Source organism: Phycisphaerae bacterium (assembly GCA_035275405.1).
Classification (GTDB): Bacteria; Planctomycetota; Phycisphaerae; order UBA1845; family UTPLA1; genus DATEMU01.
In genome coordinates this window covers 1145208-1166176 of record DATEMU010000003.1, presented here as the reverse complement: position 1 = coordinate 1166176, position 20969 = coordinate 1145208, and the positions used below count along the sequence as shown (strand labels likewise).

The 20969-nt window shown below is 62.7% G+C and carries 14 protein-coding genes; 7 read left to right on the top strand and 7 right to left on the bottom strand.

Features of this window, described 5'->3' with window-relative positions; all coding sequences use genetic code 11:
• The first annotated feature begins 19 nt into the window (after positions 1-19).
• Positions 20-2032, top strand: coding sequence for a tetratricopeptide repeat protein (locus tag VJZ71_06895; GenBank protein ID HKQ47777.1), 2013 nt, complete (start codon positions 20-22; stop codon positions 2030-2032).
• 30 nt (positions 2033-2062) lie between these two features.
• On the top strand, positions 2063-3061 hold the full coding sequence (locus VJZ71_06890; GenBank protein HKQ47776.1) for a glycosyltransferase: 999 nt from the start codon (positions 2063-2065) through the stop codon (positions 3059-3061).
• A 60-nt stretch (positions 3062-3121) separates the two neighbouring features.
• On the opposite strand, the gene asnB is transcribed toward VJZ71_06890, so the two are convergent.
• Positions 3122-5005 carry an asparagine synthase (glutamine-hydrolyzing) gene (asnB, locus tag VJZ71_06885; GenBank protein HKQ47775.1) on the bottom strand — a complete coding sequence of 628 codons (1884 nt, stop codon included), beginning with the start codon at positions 5003-5005 and terminating at the stop codon, positions 3122-3124.
• Between the two features lie 66 nt (positions 5006-5071).
• Here asnB and VJZ71_06880 point away from each other — a divergent pair, with 66 nt between their 5' ends.
• Positions 5072-6541 carry a family 20 glycosylhydrolase gene (locus tag VJZ71_06880; GenBank protein HKQ47774.1) on the top strand — a complete coding sequence of 490 codons (1470 nt, stop codon included), beginning with the start codon at positions 5072-5074 and terminating at the stop codon, positions 6539-6541.
• Between the two features lie 27 nt (positions 6542-6568).
• Here the strand turns inward: VJZ71_06880 and VJZ71_06875 are convergent, their stop codons facing one another.
• Together VJZ71_06875 and VJZ71_06870 are read right to left on the bottom strand one after the other, a co-directional pair.
• On the bottom strand, positions 6569-7534 hold the full coding sequence (locus VJZ71_06875; protein HKQ47773.1) for an RNA polymerase sigma factor RpoD/SigA: 966 nt from the start codon (positions 7532-7534) through the stop codon (positions 6569-6571).
• 128 nt (positions 7535-7662) lie between these two features.
• The gene (locus VJZ71_06870; protein ID HKQ47772.1) at positions 7663-9507 is read right to left on the bottom strand and encodes a 30S ribosomal protein S1; all 1845 of its coding nucleotides are present in this window, start codon (positions 9505-9507) and stop codon (positions 7663-7665) included.
• Positions 9508-9777: 270 nt separating this feature from the next.
• Between VJZ71_06870 and VJZ71_06865 the strand changes: the two genes are divergently transcribed.
• The 4 genes from VJZ71_06865 to VJZ71_06850 all read left to right on the top strand — a co-directional run bounded on the left by VJZ71_06865 (position 9778) and on the right by VJZ71_06850 (position 17865).
• Positions 9778-11979: a tetratricopeptide repeat protein gene (locus VJZ71_06865; protein ID HKQ47771.1), complete on the top strand. Its 2202-nt coding sequence runs from the start codon at positions 9778-9780 to the stop codon at positions 11977-11979.
• A 9-nt stretch (positions 11980-11988) separates the two neighbouring features.
• Positions 11989-14766, top strand: a complete 2778-nt coding sequence (locus VJZ71_06860; GenBank protein ID HKQ47770.1) for a tetratricopeptide repeat protein — start codon at positions 11989-11991, stop codon at positions 14764-14766.
• Positions 14763-17288, top strand: coding sequence for a tetratricopeptide repeat protein (locus VJZ71_06855; GenBank protein ID HKQ47769.1), 2526 nt, complete (start codon positions 14763-14765; stop codon positions 17286-17288). Before VJZ71_06860 ends, VJZ71_06855 begins: the two co-directional genes overlap by 4 nt.
• Positions 17289-17361: 73 nt before the next feature.
• Positions 17362-17865: a hypothetical protein gene (locus tag VJZ71_06850; GenBank protein ID HKQ47768.1), complete on the top strand. Its 504-nt coding sequence runs from the start codon at positions 17362-17364 to the stop codon at positions 17863-17865.
• A gap of 155 nt (positions 17866-18020) precedes the next feature.
• Here the strand turns inward: VJZ71_06850 and VJZ71_06845 are convergent, their stop codons facing one another.
• From VJZ71_06845 to VJZ71_06830, 4 genes are all read right to left on the bottom strand, one after another.
• Positions 18021-18452, bottom strand: a complete 432-nt coding sequence (locus VJZ71_06845) for a DUF420 domain-containing protein (GenBank protein HKQ47767.1) — start codon at positions 18450-18452, stop codon at positions 18021-18023.
• On the bottom strand, positions 18449-19129 hold the full coding sequence (locus tag VJZ71_06840; protein ID HKQ47766.1) for an SCO family protein: 681 nt from the start codon (positions 19127-19129) through the stop codon (positions 18449-18451). Before VJZ71_06840 ends, VJZ71_06845 begins: the two co-directional genes overlap by 4 nt.
• A gap of 86 nt (positions 19130-19215) precedes the next feature.
• A complete protein-coding gene (locus tag VJZ71_06835; GenBank protein HKQ47765.1) occupies positions 19216-20037 on the bottom strand; it encodes an ABC transporter permease in 822 nt (273 codons plus the stop codon).
• Entirely contained in the window at positions 20027-20968 is a 942-nt protein-coding gene (locus tag VJZ71_06830) for an ABC transporter ATP-binding protein (protein HKQ47764.1), read from the bottom strand. The genes VJZ71_06835 and VJZ71_06830 overlap by 11 nt, the downstream gene beginning before the upstream one ends.
• Position 20969 lies beyond the last annotated feature (1 nt).

The following is a 20969-nucleotide window of genomic DNA, read 5'->3' as shown; positions in this document are numbered from 1 at the left end:
TACGCTCCAATAAGACAACATGGCGAAGAAGTGTCGAAACGCCGCGCCTCAACAACCGACCGCCAAACGGGGATCAGAGCCTAATCTCCGCGCCTACCATTGGCTGGCCGTTTTCGTGATCGCCGCCGCCACCAGTGCGGCCTATTACACCAGCTTCCACGGCGCCTTTCTCCTCGACGACTACGCCCACCTTGCCGATGATCGCTTCGCCGATCCATGGCCCCCCTGGCCGCTGCTGACCGGTCCCCGGCCGGTCGTCGATCTTTCCCTGGCCATCAACTACGCCATCGGCGGCATCGAGCCCTGGAGCTTTCATGCCTTCAATCTGGCTGTCCACCTCGCCGCCGCGCTCACCCTCTTCGGCCTCGTGCGGCGAAGCCTGGCGCGTACCCTAAGAGAGCCCGCGGAACCCCTAGCCACGGGCGCTGCCGCCTGCGCCGCGATCCTCTGGGCCGTGCACCCCCTCAACACCCAGGCCGTCACGTACGTCATCCAACGCGGCGAATCGATGATGGGCCTCTTTTACCTCCTGATGCTGTACGGCCTCGTTCGCGGAGCCGATTCACGTCGGGCCATCCCGTGGTACGTCTGCGCCGTCGCTTCTTGCGCGCTGGGCATGGCGACCAAGGCCGTCATGGTCACCGCCCCCGTCGTCGCACTCCTCTATGACCGGGCAGTTCTCTCACCTAGTTGGCGGCATGTCCTTCTGCGCCGCTGGCCAGTCCACCTCGCCCTCGCAGCGACCTGGAGTGTCCTCTGGTGGCTCGGCATCTTCAGCGGCGTCCTGGAAACCTCGCCCGACGCCGGCTCCACCGTCGGCTTCGGTGTCGGCGCAGTAACGCCGGCTCAGTACGCACTAACGCAGCCGGGCGTAATCCTCCACTACCTGCGCCTCACCTTCTGGCCGCATCCGCTCTGCCTGGACTACTTCGATTGGCCGGTCGTGAAAAGCCTGGCCGAGGCCTTTCCCGCGCTCATGACGGTCGCCCTTCTCTTGATCGCGACCATGTTCCTCTGGGTCCGGCGCCCGGGAGTTGGATTTCTCGCCGCCGCGTTCTTCATCATCCTCGCGCCGACCTCCAGCTTTGTTCCTGTGCAAGACATGGCCTTCGAGCACCGCATGTACCTGCCGCTCGCAGCGCTGATTTCGCTCATCATGGTCGGACTCGGGACCGCGGCGTCCGCCCGACCCTCATGGCGCAAGCCCGCGGTCGCAGTGGTATTGGTCGTTGCCGTAGCGCTCTCCGCGGCGACGTGGACGCGCAACAAACTCTACGCCGACCCCGTCGAAATGTGGCGCGGCGTCGTCGCCCGGCGCCCCAACAACGCCCGCGCGCACAACAACCTGGCCATCGCCCTCCGCGATCGGGCCGATCCGGCCGAAGCCCTGGAGCACCTCAGCCGCGCTCTCAGGATTTCGCCGAACACGGCGAAGATTCATGTCAATGTCGCCGATCAACTCGCCAAGAAGGGACAATTCGAGGAAGTCGCGGCACATTATCGCCGGGCGGTCGAATTGCAGCCGGGCCTGGTCGACGCCCACTATAACCTGGCCAACTGTCTCAAACGGCTGGGTCGTCCCGCGGAGGCTATTGCAGAATACCGCGAGACGCAGAAACTCAACCCCTCATACCTCGAGGCCTACATCATGCTCGGCAACCTCTTCGCCGAACAGGACCGCCAGACCGAGGCCATCGAGGAGTTTCAGACCGCTATCGCCGCGGCCGGGCCCAAATCGAACCCCCTCACTCTCGCCAAGGCGCATTACAATCTCGGCAACTCGCTCGCCAAGGAAGGTCGCAACGACCTGGCACTAATTGAATACGAGCAGGCGGTCCGCCTGAACCCGCAACACTACGAAGCCCAGTACGGCATTGGTTATGCCCATACGCGCATGGAACACCCCATCGAGGCCGTGGCCGCCTATCGCGCCGCCCTCGCCATCAACCCCGACTACGGCCCCGCCCGCGTGGCGCTGGAACATTACGTGGGAAAGGAGGACGCCGTGCAGCCGGCGTCCGCTCCGCGTTGAATTCGCCGCCGCGCCGATTACAGTGCGGACGTGAGCGCCGAACTTGTCACCCTCGTCATCCCCGGCCGCAACGCCGCCCGGACGATCCGGACCTGTCTCGATGCGGTCGTGCCGCTGCTGAATCAGGATGGCTCCCGCCTGGCCGAGATCATCTTCGTCAACGACGGCTCGACCGACGACACCGCGTCCATCGTCGCCACCTATCCCGTCCGCTGCCTGACCGGCCCCGGCGGCGGCCCGGGTGCGGCGCGCAACATCGGCTGGAAGGCCGCGGCCCACCCGCTCGTCTGGTTCATCGACTCGGACTGCGTGGCCCAGCCCGACGCGCTCTCCCTACTCCTGCCACACCTGGATGATTCGAAGGTCGGCGGGGCAGGCGGAAGCTACGGCAACATGTGCCCAGACTCACTGCTTGCCTGCCTCATCCACGAAGAAATCATCCAGCGACACCGCTCGATGCCCGCCGAAGTCAACTTCCTCGGCGGCTTCAACGTCCTCTACCGCAAGGCGATCCTCGAACAGGTCGGCGGCTTCGACGAGCACCGTTACAACGGACCCGGCTCCCCCGGCGCGGAGGACGCCGAACTGGCCTACCGTGTCCACGAGGCCGGTCACCTCCTCCGCTTCGAGCCAAGAAGTATCGTCCGCCACTTTCACCCGACGCGACTGACCCGCTACCTTCGCGCCCAGCGCCATCACGGCTACTGGCGAGTTTTCCTGCACATGCGCCATCGAAGCAAGGCGGCCGGCGACGCGTACAGCGACCTGATCGACCACGCGCAACCTGCGGTCGCGATGCTCACCCTAGCCTCACTTGTCTTCCTGTTCATCCCCGGCCTCAACCGCCTGCCGCATCTGTTGGCAATCATCCTGCTCTTGATGCAGTTTCCGCGCACCATCCGCCTCACCACCGCCACGCAGCAGGCCAAATATCTCTGGTACGCCCCTTTCGGCTTCCTTCGCGCCTTCTGGCGAGGCATCGGCATGACCCAGGGTGTGCTCGCCTATTTCTTTGCCGGGGTTCGCTGACGCGTCTTCAAGTGGGTTAGGTTACTTGGTGGACATCACCCAGTCCGGTCGCGCCATTCGTCATTCCCCCAGATACTCCCTCGCCCACTGCTCCAGAAACAATAGCCCCCACAACTGGCTCCCGAAATCGATCCACGGTCGCCCTTGTTGCCGGACCATCCAATGAAATGCCTGCGGGTCGATGATCCCATGTCCGACCAGCGCCCCATCCACGACGAGCGCCTCCGTCTGCGCGAGCAGACCGCGCTTCAGCCATCGCCGGATCGGGATGCGAAACCCCATCTTCGGCCGGTACAACAGCTCGCGCGGCACGTATCGCTCCGCCAGCTTCTTCAGCAGGTATTTCCGTACGCCGCCGCGTATTTTCAAGTCGGTCGCCAGACTCGCGCTGAACTCGGTGATCGTGTGGTCCAGCAGCGGCACGCGGCACTCCAGACTGCACGCCATGCTGGTCCGATCGACCTTTGTGAGCATGTCGTCCGGCAGCGACACGTGCAGGTCGACGTACTGCGCGACATCGACCGCCGACCACCCCCGCCCCGTCGCCCGGTCGCGATGCTCGCCAAATACATTCGGCCCGGCTTCGCGGGCGTACGCGTTTGTCAACAGCTTGTTGAGCAGCCAGTCGCTGCACAGTCTCTGGTGCTGCTCGTGCCGCTCCAGCGGAGCGAGCGCCGCGTGGCGGAACCGTTTGAGGTACTTGGCCTCCGGCGAGACGAGCGCCGACGAGGATGAGATGATCGCCCGATCCCGCAGCCCCCGCCAGATGCCGGATCGCTTTTGCGCGGTCAGGACCTCTTCGTACCGGCCGTAGCCGGCAAAGCTCTCATCGCCCCCGTCCCCGGTCAGCGCGACCTTGACGTGCTTCGCGGCAACCTGACACACGGCGTAGCAGGCCAGCGCGGACGAGTCCGCGAACGGCTCATCAAACTGCCGCACCAGGAGGGGCATCGCCTGCATCGGATCGAGCCGGACGTGCTCCTCGTGGTGCACGGTACCGTAGCGGTTTGCCAGCAGCCGTGCGAAAGGAAGCTGATCGAACCCCTCCTCCTCAAAGCCCACGGAAAATGTTTTGATCGGCCGTCCGCCGATGTCGCAGGCCAGCGCCACGACGAGCGACGAATCGACCCCGCCGCTGAGCAGCGCTCCGACCTCGACGTCGGACTCCAGATGGCTCTTCACAGCCGCCCGGAGCTTGGCGTCGAGTTGTTCAATCGCCTCGCGCTCGTCCGACAGTTTCGCGACGCCGTAATCGACATCCCAATACCGACGGGTCTCGACCGCGATCCGCCCCTCGTCGTACCCCGCGCGTAACACATGGCCCGGCGGCAGTTTATGAATGCCCTCATAGATCGACCATGGCGCGGGGACATACTTCCATCGCAAATATTCCGCGAGCGCATGCGCGGAGAGCCGTGGTCGCGCGGGCAACAGCGCGAGAATCGCCTTCAACTCCGATCCGAAGATCAGCGACCGGCCGTCGTGGAAGTAGTAGAGCGGCTTGATGCCGTTGCGATCGCGGGCCAGCGTAAGCTTCCGCGCCGTCTCGTCGTAAATCGCGACCGCGAACATGCCGGACAGTTCACGTACAAAGTCCGCGCCCTTGTCTTCGTACAGATGGACGACCACCTCGCCGTCGGTCTGTGTGCGAAACTCGTGTCCGCGAAACGCCAGCGCGTCGCGGAGCGCGCGGTAGTTGTAGATCTCGCCGTTGTAGATCGCGTGGACCGTGCCCGTCTCGTTGGAGAGCGGTTGATGCCCGCCCGCAACGTCGATGATCGACAGCCGCCGATGCCCAAAGAAAGCGCGGCCGTCGGAATAAGTCGCCCTGCTACGATCGTCCGGACCGCGATGCGCCAGTGTGTCAATCGCGGCATCAAGCCGGCCGGATTCCGCCAATCCGGAAAACGGTTCGATCGAAATGCCGCCGACGATCCCGCACATGACGTCTCCCGCCGCGACCGGTTATACTCCGCCGCGCGGTCGGCATGGTACTCCGGCGATGACATTATGAGCAACAAACCCTGCGAGATCATCCCCATCCCCAAGAAGTACGATCTTCACCCGACCGAACAGCCGTGGCCGCGACAAATCGAAGTAACCTGCGAAGTGCCGGCGGCCGAGCCGCTGCGCAACGCATACGCATCGGACCTGGGCGGCCGCGCCGACGGCGTGATGTCTGTCCGATTGGGAGCCGGCGATCTCCCGGCATCCTGCTACGAATTGGACTTCGGCGAATCTCACGTAGATGTCCGCGCCGGCGACATCAACGGCTTCCGTTACGCCCTCAACACACTCAAGCAGATCGCATCCAGCGGGCGAGTACCGACCGGCCGCATTTGCGACGGGCCGACGTTGCGTTTCCGCGGTTTCCATCTCAACTTCGACCACTACCGCCGCATGGGCATCGACGAGGCCCTGCGACTCATGCAGGCGGCCGCCGCGTTCAAGCTTAATGTCCTATTGGTCGAATACGGCTCGCGATTCCCCTTCACGTCGCACCCGCAACTACGCGACGACCTCGCGCTGACCCCCGACGACATCGGCCGACTCAATTCCCGCGCAGCGGAACTCGGCATCAAGATCATTCCCTTCCAGCAAAGCATCGCCCATCTGGAATTCGCCCTGCGACATCCGCACCTCGCACACCTCCGCGAACGGCCCGAAAAGTCCAATTTGCTCTGCCCGCTACACCCCGAAAGTCTCCCGCTCTTCAAAGCCCTCGCACAGGACATCCTCGCCCTGCACCCCAACGCAAAATATTTCCACCTCGGCGCCGACGAGGCCCGCAAGATTGGCGCCTGTTCGCGCTGCGCCCCCATCGCCAAACAGGAGGGTGTCGGCGCGCTCTTCGGCCGCTACATCGGCGAGGCGACGCGGTGGATTCTCGAAAAAGGCCTGCGCCCCATCGTCTGGGACGACACCTTCTGCGCCTTTCCCGCCGCATTGGAGCATCTGCCCAAGGAAACGATCATCCAATATTGGGATTACATCGCCGTCTCCGACCCCACGCCGGTCCTGATCCCCCGCATGGCCCACCTGGACGGCGCGCCGCGCGTCTGCCACGACTGGCGCTGGACGGTTGCCGACAAACGCGGCAAGGTGCCCGACGTACAACGCGACGTGATGAAGAATTATTCGGAGCCCGCCCGGCTCAAGACCGCGTTGGGAAAACCCTACATGGCCGAATTCGGCCGCTATCTCGGCGGCGGCTTCCCCCGCTGGATTCGGGCGCTGCCCTACCTCGAGTACTACCAGGACCGCGGTCACGACGTGATCACAAGCCCCACGGCAATCGGCAACGGCGACACGAAGGACGGCGTGCCGAACTTTACGCGCTTCGAGCACAACATCCGTACGCACGCGCGACGCTGTACGGAAAACAAGTCCGCGCTGGGGATCATCTCGACGGCGTGGTACAACATGCCGCCCGAGATTCTGTATCAGCCATTGATGGTGACGGCCATGTCCGCGTGGTAATCAGTGATTGATGGGTGGCGGGAGTGGCTACACCGATGGTGCCAGCGTTTCCTGGAGCTTGCGGAGCGCCTCGCCCTCGAGTTGCCGGACGCGCTCGCGGGTCAATCCGATCCGCGCGCCGATGTCCTTGAGCGTCATCGGTTCCTCTTCATCCAGACCGTAGCGCAGCCGCAGGATCGTCGCCTCCCGCGGATCGAGCGCATCGACCAGCTTCGCCAGCATCTGCGACTCGGCCTCGTTGAAGACGGCTTCGTCCGGCGTGGGTGATTTTTCGTCCGGGAGCATGTCCGAGAGCAGCACCCCCGCATCGTTCATCGAGGACTGCGTCGGAGCGGTGAATGCCCGGACGGCCCGCTTGATAATCCGGACCTTTCGCTCGGGAAGCTGCATCCGCTCGGCAACCTCCTGCACCGTCGGAGCATGGCCCAGTTCCTCGATCAGCTCGGTATGAACCTGCTTCCATCGGGCGATCATCTCGACCATGTAGGCGGGAATATGCACCGGCTGAACGGCGTTGATCAGTGCTCGCTTGATGGCCTGCTTGATCCACCAGCTCGCATACGTGCTGAAGCGCGCCCCGATTTCGGGATCGAATCCTTCGACGGCCCGCAGGAGCCCAAGATTGCCCTCTTCGATCAAGTCGGACAGCGGCATGCCGCGATTGGAATACGCCTTGGCGATGTTGACGACGAGGCGAAGGTTGCTGCGGATCATCCGCTCGCGGGCCGTCGCCGCCGTCTGTTCGAGTTCGTGCTTTTCTTCGTGGTTGATCTCGCGCCGGGCAAATCGACCCGCCGCGGCGGTGCCGCGCATGATCGCCTGCGCCAGTTCCTTCTCTTCTTCCGCGGAAAGAAGGGCCGACTCGTTGATCTGCCTGAGGTACTGCTGAAGGCCCGGCTCAACTGATGAAATGGTCCTATCCTCCCGCTTCGACGACGCCCTGGATGCAAGACCCGCCGTGTCGGCGGCAACTCGTCTACCTAGATCGGCCAAGTGGCCGGCTGGTTCGCCTGAATTCCGAGGCCGCCCCTTGCCGCCTCCGGATATTTAGGGACCGCGGCACGGCGCGCCCCACATTCTAGGTCAGGGCCGCCCCGCCCGCCGTACATTTCGTCCTGTAATTACGATGGTGTGTCGCTGGTCTCGTTTTCCGCCGCGGGAACCTCATCCGGCTTGCTTTCGGTGTGCTCCGTCAGCAGATCGGTGCCCTTGATGATGCCCGTCGTCTCCTCACCCGTCGAGCCGTGCAAACCGCCGCGCCGTTGTTTGATTTCCTTGCGGGACCCCGCGCCACCCTCGGTCGTCGTATCGGACGCCCAATCGGCCCGCTTCTTGGAGAGGCCGATCTTACGCTCGCCCGTATCGACGCGGAGGATCTTGACCTCGATCTCCTGGCCGATTTCGACTTCCTGATGGGGGTCCTCGATGCGATGGTCGGTCAATTCGGACACGTGCAGGAGCCCTTCGAGGTCCTGCTCAAGTTCGACAAACACGCCGAAGTTGGTGATCTTCGTCACCTTGCCCTTGACGATCATGCCCGGGATATACCGCTCGGGGACGGCGTGCAACCACGGATCTTCCGTCAGTTGCTTGAGGCCCAGGGCAATTCGCTGCTTCTCCTGATCCACGGTCAGCACGACGCACTTGATCTCGTCGCCCTTCTTGATCAGCTCTGAGGGGTGGCTGACCTTCTTGGTCCAGCTCATGTCGGAGACGTGCAGCAAGCCGTCGATGCCCTCTTCGATCTCGATGAACGCACCGTAGTTGGTGAGGTTGCGGACCTGACCGGTCACGACGGTATTCGGCGGGTATTTCTCCGCCACCTTCGTCCACGGGTTCATCTCGGTCTGCTTGATGCCGAGGGAGATTTCCTGCTTGTTCTTGTTGATTTCCAGGACCACGACTTCGATTTCCTGGCCGAGGGAGAGAATCTCCGAAGGATGGGTGATTCGCCGCGTCCAGGACATCTCGGAAATATGCACAAGCCCTTCGATGCCGCCTTCGAGCTTGATGAACGCGCCGTAGTTGGTGATGTTGACGACCGAGCCGCGGACCTTGGTCCCGATTGGGTATTTGGTCTCCACCTCGTCCCACGGATTGATCTGCGTCTGCTTCAGGCCCAGGGCGATCTTCTCCTTCTCCTTGTCGACGGCGAGCACCTTGACTTTCACCTTGTCGTCGACTCGGAGGATTTCGCTCGGATGGCCGATGCGATCCCAACTCATATCCGTGATGTGCAGCAGGCCGTCGATTCCGCCCAAGTCGATGAACGCGCCGAAGTCGGCGATGTTCTTGACCGTGCCCTCGCGAATCTCGCCCACTTCGATGTTCGTCATCACCTTGGCCTTGGACTCGGCCCGCTCCATCTCGATGAGCTTGCGGCGGGAAATAACGATGTTGCGGCGCTCAATGTCGATCTTGAGCACCACGGCCTCGACGGTCTTGCCGATGAATTCGCCCACATCGCCGGGCCGCCGCGTGTCGACCTGGCTGGCCGGCAGGAACACCGGCACGCCGATGTCCACCAGGAGCCCGCCCTTGATCTTCCGCGTGCACTTGCCGCTGACGCGCTGGCCTTCCTTGCAATTCTCCAGCACTCGCTCCCAGCCGCGAATCCGATCCGCTTTGCGCTTGGACAGGATGACCACGCCGCTGTCCGACTCGATGGTCTCCAGAAGGACCTCGATCTCGTCGCCCACGTCCACTTCGCCGGAGTCTTCCCATTCTGAAAGCGGTACGTATCCCTCGCTCTTCAGCCCGACGTCCACAACCACGTCCTGCCCGCTGATGGCGACGACCTTGCCCTTGATGACCGTGTCGGCTTTGAAGTCCGCGACCATGTTGCCGATCGCCTTTTCCAGGGCAGGCGCATCGGCCGTGTCCCCGAACGCGGTCCGCAATTCCTGACTCAACTCGTCGTCGGAGACATCGATCTGGGCAAGCATTTCGTTGTTGATTCGCTGCATGAAAACCTTCCGTCCGCGGCGACGCCGGGGCCCACTCCCCGCATCGCCCATTCGTACTATCATCCTGCCGGAGCCCACTCGCCGATGGGATGGGAAACCGGTCAGGCAGTCCGACGGATGTCGTACCCTTGAACCCGACGCCCTTGATGGCTCACGGAACGCCCGCGAGCGCCCAGGGCATACGTAGCGCAGCCCCGTACTATAACGGGACCTCCGCCAGCGGGCAAACGGCCGATTGGCGGCGCCTGGAACATCCTGTAGCCTCACGACATGGAGGAATCGCTGCCACGTCCGTCCCCCGCCTCCCGGCCCCCCTTACGAGTCCTGCCCGCGGCGGCGATCCTGGTCGCCAGCGGTATCCTCGCCTACTGCAATACTTTCCACGTCCCGTTCATTTTCGATGACCACGATGCCATCCGGCACAACGTCTTCATCCGCCGACTCTGGCCGCTGAGTTACTCTCTGCACGCGGCCCCCGACACGACCGTCTCGGGGCGGCCTATCGTCAATTTCAGCCTGGCCGTCAACTATGCCCTCCACGGCCTCCGGCTTCCCGGATACCACATTTTCAATCTCGTGATCCACCTTCTCGCCGGACTCCTCCTCTTTGGGATCCTCCGTCGGACGCTTTTGGCGAGCCGGCGGACCATTGCCTTCGCGGATTCCTCAACCGGCCTGGCGCTCGTCGCAGCCCTGATTTGGATCGTCCACCCGCTCCAGACCGAAAGCGTGACCTACATCATCCAGCGCGCGGAGTCACTCTGCGGACTTTTTTATCTTTTGACGCTGTACGCCGCGCTTCGCGGGATGGCCGGAGGCTCGGCCTTTTGCTGGTACTCCGCGTCGGTCATCGCCAGCGCTCTGGGCATGGCCACGAAGGAGGTCATGGCGACCGCCCCGCTCGCCCTGCTGGCGTTCGATCGGATTTTTTTTGCAGAGTCGTTCAAAGAACAGTTCCGGCGGCGGGGGCCTTTTTACCTGGCGCTCTTTTCCACGTGGATAATCGTGGCCTGGCTCAACATCGGCGGACCGCGCGCCTCCTCCGCCGGGTTCTCCGTCGAGAGTTCAACTCCCCTCAGTTACGCGCTCACCCAGTTCGGCGTCATCCTCCATTACCTCCGTCTAACGCTGTTGCCCTATCCGCTCTGTCTTGATTACGGCTGGCCGCTGGCGAAGGACCCGCTCGCCATCATCGGGCCGGGGATCGTCATTACCCTGCTCGTCGCGGCGACCGTGTGGGCACTGCGGCGCCGGCCCGCGTGGGGATTCTGCGGCCTCTGGTTTTTTCTCATCCTCGGACCGACGTCGAGCATCATACCCATCGAAGACCGGGCGTTTGACCACCGCATGTACTTGCCTCTGGCGGCCATTTGTGTTCTTGCCGTCGTGGGAATCCACCGTCTCGTACAACGCGCCTCCGCCTCCGGTCGCATTTCGAACGCCGGAACGCGCGCCCTATCGGTCGGTTTGCCTACGGTGGTCGCGATCGTGTTGATGGGATTGACTCTTCGCCGCAACTACGACTATCGAACGGAGATCTCCATCTGGGAGGATGTCATCGCCAAGCGACCCGACAGCCCGCGTCCTTACGACGCTTTGGGCACGGCCTACTTAAGGCTCGATCGACTGGACGAAGCCGAGGCGCTCTATCGCCAGAATCTCCAGCGCTGGCCGGACCACGGCGATTCCCATCACAATCTTGCTTCGGTTCTGGCAAAGCGGGGCGATTACGTCGGGGCGGAGGCTTCGTTTCGAGAATCCATTCGGCTCGCGCCGGCGCACCCCGGCGCCCATTTCAACCTCGGCCTCGTCCTGGGCGAATTGGGAAAACACCAGGAAGCCCTGTTCGAATACGGTGAGGCGATCAGGCTCGATCCCGCCTATCCCGAGGCACACAATGCGGCGGGAAAGCTGCTCGCGCGACTCGGCCAACCGGACAAAGCGGTTGAACAATACCGCGAGGCGATCTACTACAAGCCGGAATGGCCGCGCGTGCACAACAACCTCGGCAATGTGCTGGCCAAACTGGGCCGGCTCGACGAAGCGGCGGAACATTATCAGGAAGCCTTGCGCCTGCAGCCGGGCTGGGCGGAAGTGCATAGCAATCTCGGCATAACCCTGGCCCGCCAGGGAAGGCTGGATGATGCCATTATTCAATTCCGAACTGCCATCCAACTGAAGCCCGCCGAAACCTCGCCCTATTACAATCTGGCTCAGGCGTTGATGAAACAAGGGAAGATCGAGGAGGCCCTGGAGCAATGTCGCCAACTCGCGCGGGCGCGGCCCGGCGACGCCGACCCGCTTTTCCACCTCGGCCAATTGCTGATGCAGGCGGGCCGTCGCGAGGAAGCGGAGGAACAGTTTCAAGCAGCCCGTAAAATCAACCCTCAGCATCGTGGGGCTGCGGCGCGGCTGCATGAATTAGCCGCCAGGAATACGCCCCCGGTTTCCACGACTCAGTCGAGCAAATAGATCGGCACAATGACACAGTTTCCAGATTCCACTACGCAATGGGCCGCCGCATCCGATAGCCGCAGGCTGCCGCGCTGGCTGATTTCCTGGCCGATCGTCGTGCTGCTGCTCTGCATTCACTACACGCTGGGCATCACCAGTGTTGTGCGTAAGTCATCCTCCTGCGACGAAATCGCCTACCTGACGGCCGGATACACCTATTGGCAGACCGGCGACTATCGACTGGTTCCCGAGCACCCCCCGGTCATCGAACTCTGGTCGACCATCCCGCTGAACTTCATGAACCTGAAAATGCCGAGCTTCGATCAATCGAGCTGGCGCGCATCCAACCAATGGGAATTCGGCTGGCAGTTTTTTTACGAACTCGGCAATCCGCTCCAAAAAATGCTCATGTCCGGTCGCGCCATGATCGGCCTCTTCAGCGTCGCATTGGGCTTGACCATTTACCTCACCTCCCGGCGCTGGTTCGGGCCCCTCGGCGGCCTCATCTCGCTGGCGCTGTTCGCCTTCGCGCCAGAGATGCTGGCCCACGGGTTCCAGGTGACCACCGACATGGCGGCGTCGCTCTTCTTTACGCTCTCGCTGCTCTCGATCTGGTGGGCACTGCATCGCGTCAGCACCGCCAGCGTTCTCCTGAGCGGCCTGGCCCTGGCGGCGCTCTTCAACTCAAAACTGTCGGCCGTATTGATCTTCCCTGCCTACTTTATTCTCATTGCCATCCGCTGCATTTCGCGTCGTCCGCTGGAACTGGCCGTCGGTCGGATCATTGAAATTCGCCCTCGACTGCGGCGGTTGGCGGTCCATGCCGCCGTCTTTGTATTGCAGGGCTTGATCGTCGCCGGCGGAATTTGGGCGACGCACGGTTTCAAATACCCAGCGTTCGTCCATTCGACGCCCGGCGTCGATCGCTTCCTCTCCACGAATCCCGACACGGAATCGCGGCAGTCGGACTGGGACTATGAACTGAACCGCGCCGGCTGGTTTGCCCCCACCGTAAAGTTCGCCCGCGATCATCGGCTTCTGCCGGAGGCATACCTTTATGGCTTCCTCTTTGCCCGAAACATGACGCAGACCAGCGAGGCCTTCCTCAATGGCTGGCGGCAGTCAACGGGGTTTCGCAGCTACTTCCCTTACGCATTCCTTATCAAGACGACGCTTCCGGCCCTGGGACTCTTTTTCCTGACGCTCGTCGCCTGGACCACACTCATCAAAGCGCGCGGCGATGAAACAACGGCGCAGGACTGGCGCGCGGCCCCCGTCTGGTATCGGGCCATGCCCTTCATTATCTTTTCCGTCATCTATTGGATCACCGCCATCGGCAGTCAGTTCAACATCGGTCACCGCCACATTCTGCCCATTTACGCGCCGCTCATGATCTTTGCCGGGGCACTCGCGACCGTACGATGGCGTCGAGTTCCGATTGTGGCTGTGGTCGCCGTTCTCGTCGTCCTCCATGCCGGCGTCGCGGCGCAGGCCTGGCCACACTACCTCTCCTTCTTCAACAGCTCCATCGGCGGCTCGCGCAACGGCTATCGCCATCTCGTGGACAGCTCCGTCGACTGGGGTCAGGACATGATGGGGTTGGCCGACTGGCTCAAGGCGAATAACCCGCCCGATTCCCCCCACGCGCAGCCCGTCTACCTTTCGTATCTGGGCAACTGTTCGCCGGGCTATTACGGCATCAAGCCCCGCTATTTGCCCAGTAATAGCTGGTGGCAGAAAGAGGAGCACTCCGCATTCGAGCCCGGCATCTACTGCATCAGCGCGACAATGATCCAGCAGGTGTTTCTACTTCCACTCTCCCGCTGGTCGCCGCACCTGGAGGCCCTTTATCAATTGAGTCGCCCGCGGATCGATCGAATGCAGCAGTATCAACCATTCCCCACGACGCTCCCGGGCGAAGACCCCGAGGACCGCTTACCGGAGCAGGTGGTGCGCAATCTCCGCTTCGGAAGGCTCTGCGCATTTCTGCGCGAACGCGAACCCGACGATGAGGTCGGTCACTCGATCCTGATCTATCGCGTGTCGGCAACGGATATCCATCGTGCACTGTACGGCCCGCCGCCGCCCATGGTCGCCGAGACCGCCCGGGACTTCGCCGACATGGCGGATAAATTTGCCATGGCCGGTCTCACCAGAATTCCCGAGCAGTATTACCGCGAGGCCCTCAAGCTTACGCCCGACGACGATCGCTGCCACAACAACCTGGGCATCATGTTGAGTCGCCGAGGCAAGTCCGCCGAGGCCGCCGCCGAGTTCCAGGAGGCGATCCGTCTTTACCCGAAATACGCCGAGGCCCACAACAACCTCGCGGCCATGTATGTGAAACTCGGCCGCATGGATGACGCCATCCACCATCATGAGCAGGCGATCCGCTTCCGCAAGAACTGGCCGGAGGCCCACACCAACCTCGCCGGTCTCTATGCCGGAAAAGGCGATCTGCCAGATGCCATAATCCACTATCGCGAGGCCCTGCGGCTCCATCCCCACTGGCCCGCCATGCACAACAATCTCGGCATTGCCTTGGCGCGCGCCGGCCGCTTTGACGAGGCCGTCGCCAGTTTCCATGAGGCGCTGCGCCAGGATCCCGACACGACCGCCGTACATGTCAACCTGGGCAACGCCCTTCGCCAACTCGGCCGCGCCGACGAAGCGCGGCACGCCTACCGTGAGGCATTACGCATCAACCCGGAAGACAAGGCCGCGGCCAGGCGGCTCGCGGAAATGACCACATCCCGGCCGGCAACGACTGGCCCCGACGTCGCCGCACCGCCGCGTGAACAATGACGGCTCGACGCGTTTCATCTCGACCGCCCCGCGCGACCCGCGCAGCGCACGGCGTCCCGGCCGAGCCACGGCGATTTAACGCACGCTGGGTCGTCGCAGTGCTCCTCTGCACGCACTACGCACTCGGCCTTACCAGTGTCTGGCGGAAGTCCTGCTCCTGCGACGAAATCGCGTATTTGACTGCCGGTTACACCTACTGGCAGACCGGCGATTACCGGCTTGTGCCCGAACATCCCCCATTGATCGAACTGTGGGCCTCTCTCCCGCTCAATTTCATGTCGCTCAAACTACCCAGCCTCGATCAACCCGCCTGGCACAATTCCAATCAGTGGCAGTTCGGCTGGCAGTTCTTCTATGAATTGGGCAATCCGCTGGATCGAATGCTATTGGCCGGTCGGGCGATGATCGGGCTCTTCAGCGTCGGTCTGGGACTGACGATCTACCTCGTCGCCCGGCGCTGGTTCGGCGTCGCCGGTGGGTTGATTGCATTAGCCCTGTTCACTTTTTCACCGGAGATGCTCGCCCACGGATTCCAGATTACGACCGACATGGCGGCCACGCTCTTTTTCCTCCTCTCGCTGCTCTCCATCTGGTGGGCGCTCCATCGCGTCAGTATCGCATCAGTACTATTCAGTGGCGTGGCGTTGGCCGCGCTCTTCAACGCCAAGCTCTCCGCCGTCCTCGTTATTCCCTGCTACGGTGTATTGCTCCTGGCGCGGTGTATTTCAAATCGCCCGCTGGATGTGGCATTTGGCCGCTCTGTGGCCATCGCGCCGCGTCTGCGACGACTCGCAGTACATGCCGCCGTCTTCGCTGCACAAGTCCTGATCGTTACCGGCGGCATCTGGCTTGCCCACGGCCTGAAATACCCGGCCTTTGTCAACGCCCGCCCCGGCGTCGATCGCTGGATGTCGACCAATACCGAGCCCGAGTCGCGCCAACCCGAGTGGGATTTCGAACTGAACCGCGCGGGCTGGGTCGCTCCCGCCGTCTCCTTCGCGCGCGACCACCGCCTCCTGCCTGAAGCCTATCTCTATGGCTTCCTTTACGCGAAGAACATGACCAAGGGCAGCGTCGCCTTTCTCAACGGCGAACGTCGTCGGACCGGGTTCCGCTCCTATTTCCCCTACACATTCTTGATCAAAACCACTTTGCCGTTCCTGGCGGTTCTTCTCCTTTCGCTCGTGACACGGCTGCGTCGGCGAAGCGACCAGCCGGTTCAGAATGCGACGACTGCTCCTAATACTCCAACTTGGTACCGCGCCCTGCCCCTCATCATCTTCTTCATCCTCTATTGGGCCACGGCGATCGCCAGTCCCTTCAACATCGGTCACCGCCATATCCTCCCCATTTACCCGCCGCTCATGATCGCCTGCGGGGCCCTGGCGACCGTGCAGTGGCGTAAGAGGCCGGTCGTTACCATTACCGCCGCCATTCTCGCCCTCCACGCCGGTGCTGCCCTTTGGGCTTGGCCAAATTATCTTTCATTTTTCAATAGCTTTGTCGGGCGAAACGGCTATCGCCATCTCGTCGACAGCTCCGTCGACTGGGGCCAGGACCTGCGGGGTCTTGCCGATTGGCTCAATGACCACAACCCACCGCAATCGCCCGGCGCGCAGCCTGTCTATCTGTCCTACCTCGGCAACGGCAATCCGGAGTTCTACGGAATACGTCCGCGCTACCTCCCCAGCAATTCCTGGTGGCAGACCGGCGACTACCCCGCCTTCGAGCCCGGTATCTATTGCATCAGCGCCACCCTGCTCCAACAGGTCTATCTGCTCCCCGTCAGCCGTTGGACGCCGGAGTTGGAATCGCTGTATCAAGCGGCCCTCCCGCGGATCGAACAATTGCAACGGCACGACTTCGCTTCACCCGCCGACGCGAAGGGGCTCCCCGACGAGATCGTCCGCCGCATCCGCTTCGGTCGGCTCTGCGCCTTCCTCCGCGAGCGCGAGCCGGACGCCGACGTCGGCCGTTCCATCCTCATCTATTATCTGACGCCGTCGGACCTTGAGCGGGCCCTCACGGGGCCACCGCCGCCGATGGTCGTTGACTCGGCCGATGACCTCGCCGCGATCGGCGAGGAACTCGCCGTCGCCGGGATGACCGACAGGCCCGCGGAACTCTATCGTCGGGCTCTGGAGGGTCGGCCCGACGACGACCACTTCCACAAAAACCTCGGCCTCCTCCTCAAGCGCCAGAGCCGATTCGCCGACGCCGCGGCCGAATTCGAGACGGTCATCCGCCTCAATCCGCAATCCGCCGAGGGGCACCACAATCTCGCCGCCATGTATGTCCGGCTCGGTCGCACCAGCGATTCGATCCGCCATTACGAAGAGGCCATCCGCCTTCGTAGAAACTGGCCCGAAGCCCACGCCAACCTCGCCGCCGCGCTGCTCCAACTCGGCCGCCTCGACGAGGCCATCCGCGAATACGAAAAAGCCCTGCAACTCCAGCCTGATCTGCAGATGGCGAAGGAGGGGCTCAGGCAAGCGTTGGAAAGGCTGGAGCGGAAATCCTGAAATGGTAGAATGTTCTCCGAACGGGCAAGAGTCAGGTGGCCGTCACTAATATCCGGTTTATGCGGATGTCGGAATGGGCACGCAAAACGATAAGGATTACGTCTACGGCACTCCTAGCACGGAAGACTCGAATGGACTTTGGAAAAGCGCTCCGTCAGATCCAGACGTAACGAATGAGGAATACGATCGCGCGTACGAAGTGATGGAGGACTGGTTATCGAGGCTTGGAAAAGTCGGTTATCGAAAGGGATGCCATTTTTATTTTCGAGGTGATAATTTTGGCGACCGAACGCAATACCTTGAGATTGTTGATCCTTCGGTGTTGCACATAAAGGTACTACTTGCCTTACAGAGTCTATTAAGAGAACCCCGATTTGCTCAATGGAGAATCGTAATCCCCACCTATTTGGATAAGCCGTCGGGTATCATGGTCTACCCATCAGCGATTGTAGTGGGGCAACCGCGGCACGAGTTAAGTTCAACTGAGCTTTCGGACATCGTTAAACGGATGAAGGAGAAAGATGTAAGACGAGCCAGCGAAGAACAGCCGCCTTCGACCCTTGGAATCGCGGAGTAACCCGTCAATTCGCGCTGTCCAGTGGAAGGGGGACGGCCGCGCCGAACTCGTCTCGGCCAATGCCAGAGATTATGAACAGCCCCACAGCCACCTGTTGTTGCTCGCGTGAAACCCGTCTGTGCCATCTGCGGCAATCTGTGGAAAAAACATTCCAATTATGGCCGCGGCCCGGGAAAGAGCTGGTATAGCATCAAATACACTACCACTCCCGTCACGCTGACGTACAGCCAGATCGGATACGTCCACCGGGCGATCCGGCGGTGGCGCACGAAGTCGCCCTTCAGGGCCCGCCAGAGCGTGATGACAACCAGGATGGGAACCATCGCGGCCAGGATCGTGTGCGAACCGAGGATGGCGAGGTAGACTGTCCGCAGCGCCCCGCCGTGCGCGAAGCGGACGCTCCCGACCGCGTAGTGGTAGATCAGGTAGCTCGTGAGAAACGCCGCCGAGACGCCCGTCGCCGAGAGCATGCACGCCTTGTGCGCCGCGACGCGCTTCCGCTTGATCTGATGATGCCCCACGACGAGCAGGATCGCCGCAAGCGTATTCAACGCGGCGTTGACGTGCGGCAGGTCGCTGATGCTCACTTCGCGGCCTCGTCGCGAAGGACGCGGATATCCGTCAGCAGGCGGCTCCGGATGTCCTGCGGCATGCCGCGCCCGGGGACGGCAAGCTGCGGGTCCATTTCTTCATCGTCGGCCAGCGCCTTGTAATACCCGCGGATCCGCCCGAGCCGGTCGATGAGCACGAATCGCGTCGAGTGCAGGATTTGTTCGTCGGCCTGCTCCGAGTCGGCGACGACCACCTTGAAGCCCTTGATGGCCAGGTCATAAATCTGCGACTTCTTGCCGGTCATGAAGAGCCATTTGCCCGGCTCGGCCTTCAACATCTCCGCGTGCTCGGCGAGGACTTTCGGCGTGTCGCGCTCGGGATCCACGCTGATGGAGACGCACAGGACGTCGTCCATCTTCTCGTCCTTGAGAATCTGCCGCAGCTCGCTCATCCGCCGCGACATGACCGGACAGGGGCCGGCACAGTACGTGAAGAAAAAGTCCGCCACCCAGACGCGCCCGCGCAGGTCGTTGAGTGACACTCGCTTGCCGCTGGAGTCGATCAGGGTAAAGTCGGGCAGCGTGGCGATGACCGGCAGGGGCTCGGGCTTCGGGGCGGTCAGTTGTTCCAACGACGCCTTGCGGAGCCGCGCCTTGTCTACGCGGGAATATTGCAGGAAGGCCACGCCGCCGACGGCAGCCAGGGAGAGCATCAAGAGAATCCAGAATCCCGCTCCGGGTCGACTGTGGGGGCTTTCGGGTTGAGGGAGCGGTGGAGTCGAGTTGGATGATTCGGCAGTCATTGCAGCACCCTGGCGGCGTCCTGCCGGACGGCGAGCATGGACAGCAGGAACATCGTGCACGCAAAGAGTATTGTAACCACCCACGCCGCCGCCAGACTGCCGTCGAGGCTGGGATGCGGAGCGGGCGAGTCGAGATACATCGCCCAGCGCAGGAGCGTTACGCCGTAGGTTACCGGATTGACCAGCATGATCCAGCGCAGCCACGTCGCCGACCCGCCCGGCGGGAAAAATGCGCCGGAAATCACGAGCATGGGCATCAGCACGAGGTTCATGATCGCGTGAAAACCCTGCGTCGATTCCATCCGCCACGCGATCACAAAGCCCAGCCCGCTCAGGGCGAAGGCAACGAGCGTCATCGTGGCGAAAGTCGCGGCGATCGACAGCGCCCCCATGCGAATATCAGCCAGACGGCCCAGCGCAAGGAAGACGAGCGCCTGCCCTACCGCCAGCGTCATCGCGCCCAGGATCTTTCCCAGCGCAATCGACGCCCGCGAGACCGGCGCAACGAGCACGGCCTGGAGAAAGCCGTCCTTGCGATCGTCGATGATCGAGATCATGGAGAAGATCGCGGTGAAGAGCAGGATTGCGACGATCGCCCCGGGAAACGAATACTCCAGATACGTCATCCGCGAGTCCACGCCAGGCAGCTTGAACGACTGCTTCAGCCCCCCACCGACGAGCAGCCAGAACACCAGCGGTGTGCCCAGCGCGCCGATGATCCGGCTGCGCTGCCGCAGGAAGCGAACCATCTCCCGCCGCCAGAGCGTCGAGCAGGGCTGCCAGAGGCCAACGATTGCCGTGTCTTGGCTAGGCTGCATCGGCGGCGACCTCCGTATCAAACCGCCGTCCGGTCTCATGGACGAAAACGTCTTCCAGCGTCGGTCGGCCCAGCGTAATCGCCTTCGTCTCCGCGGCGAACGTAGCCATCAGCCGGGCCATGACCGCCGGACCGTCCGCCGTCTCGATCCGCACCATCCCATCGACGACCGCCGCTTCGACGCCCAGTTCTCGCGCCGCCCGCTCGCGAAGCGCCGCCGGATCGTCGCACTGAATCGTAATGCAATCCCCGCCGAGGCGACCCTTCAGCTGCGCCGGGCTGCCGCAGGCCACTAGCCGACCGCGATCGAGGATCGCCAGCTGGTCGCACCGCTCCGCCTCCTCCATAAAGTGCGTGGTCAGCAGGATCGTCACGCCCGTCGACTGTCGAAGCTCCTGCAACATCTGCCACAACTCGCGCCGCGCGACCGGATCGAGCCCGGTGCTCGGTTCATCGAGGATGAGCAGCGCAGGCTCGTGCAGCAGCCCCTTGGCGATTTCCGCCCGCCGGCGCTGACCGCCGGACAACGTCTTGACGAGATCATCCTCGCGGCCGGCAAGACCCAGACGGCCGAGCAGTTCGACGATCCGCCGCTCCAATTCGCGCCCCGACATTCCGTACAAGTGCCCGGCGTGGCGAAGATTCTCGCGGACCGTCAGGTAGATATCGAGGCTCGGCGATTGAAAGACGACGCCGATTCGCCGCCGCGCGGCCGGGCGATCGGTCCGCACGTCGCAACTGCAGATTCGCGCCGTCCCGCCGGAGGGCGTAAGCAACGTCGTCAGGATGCGAAACAGCGTGGTCTTGCCCCCGCCATTGGGGCCGAGCAATGCGAAACACTCGCCGCCAGTGACCGCGAAGCTGACGCCGTCGAGCGCAACCCTCGATCCGTATTGATGGCGAAGGGCGTCAACCTGAACGAGGTCGGCCATG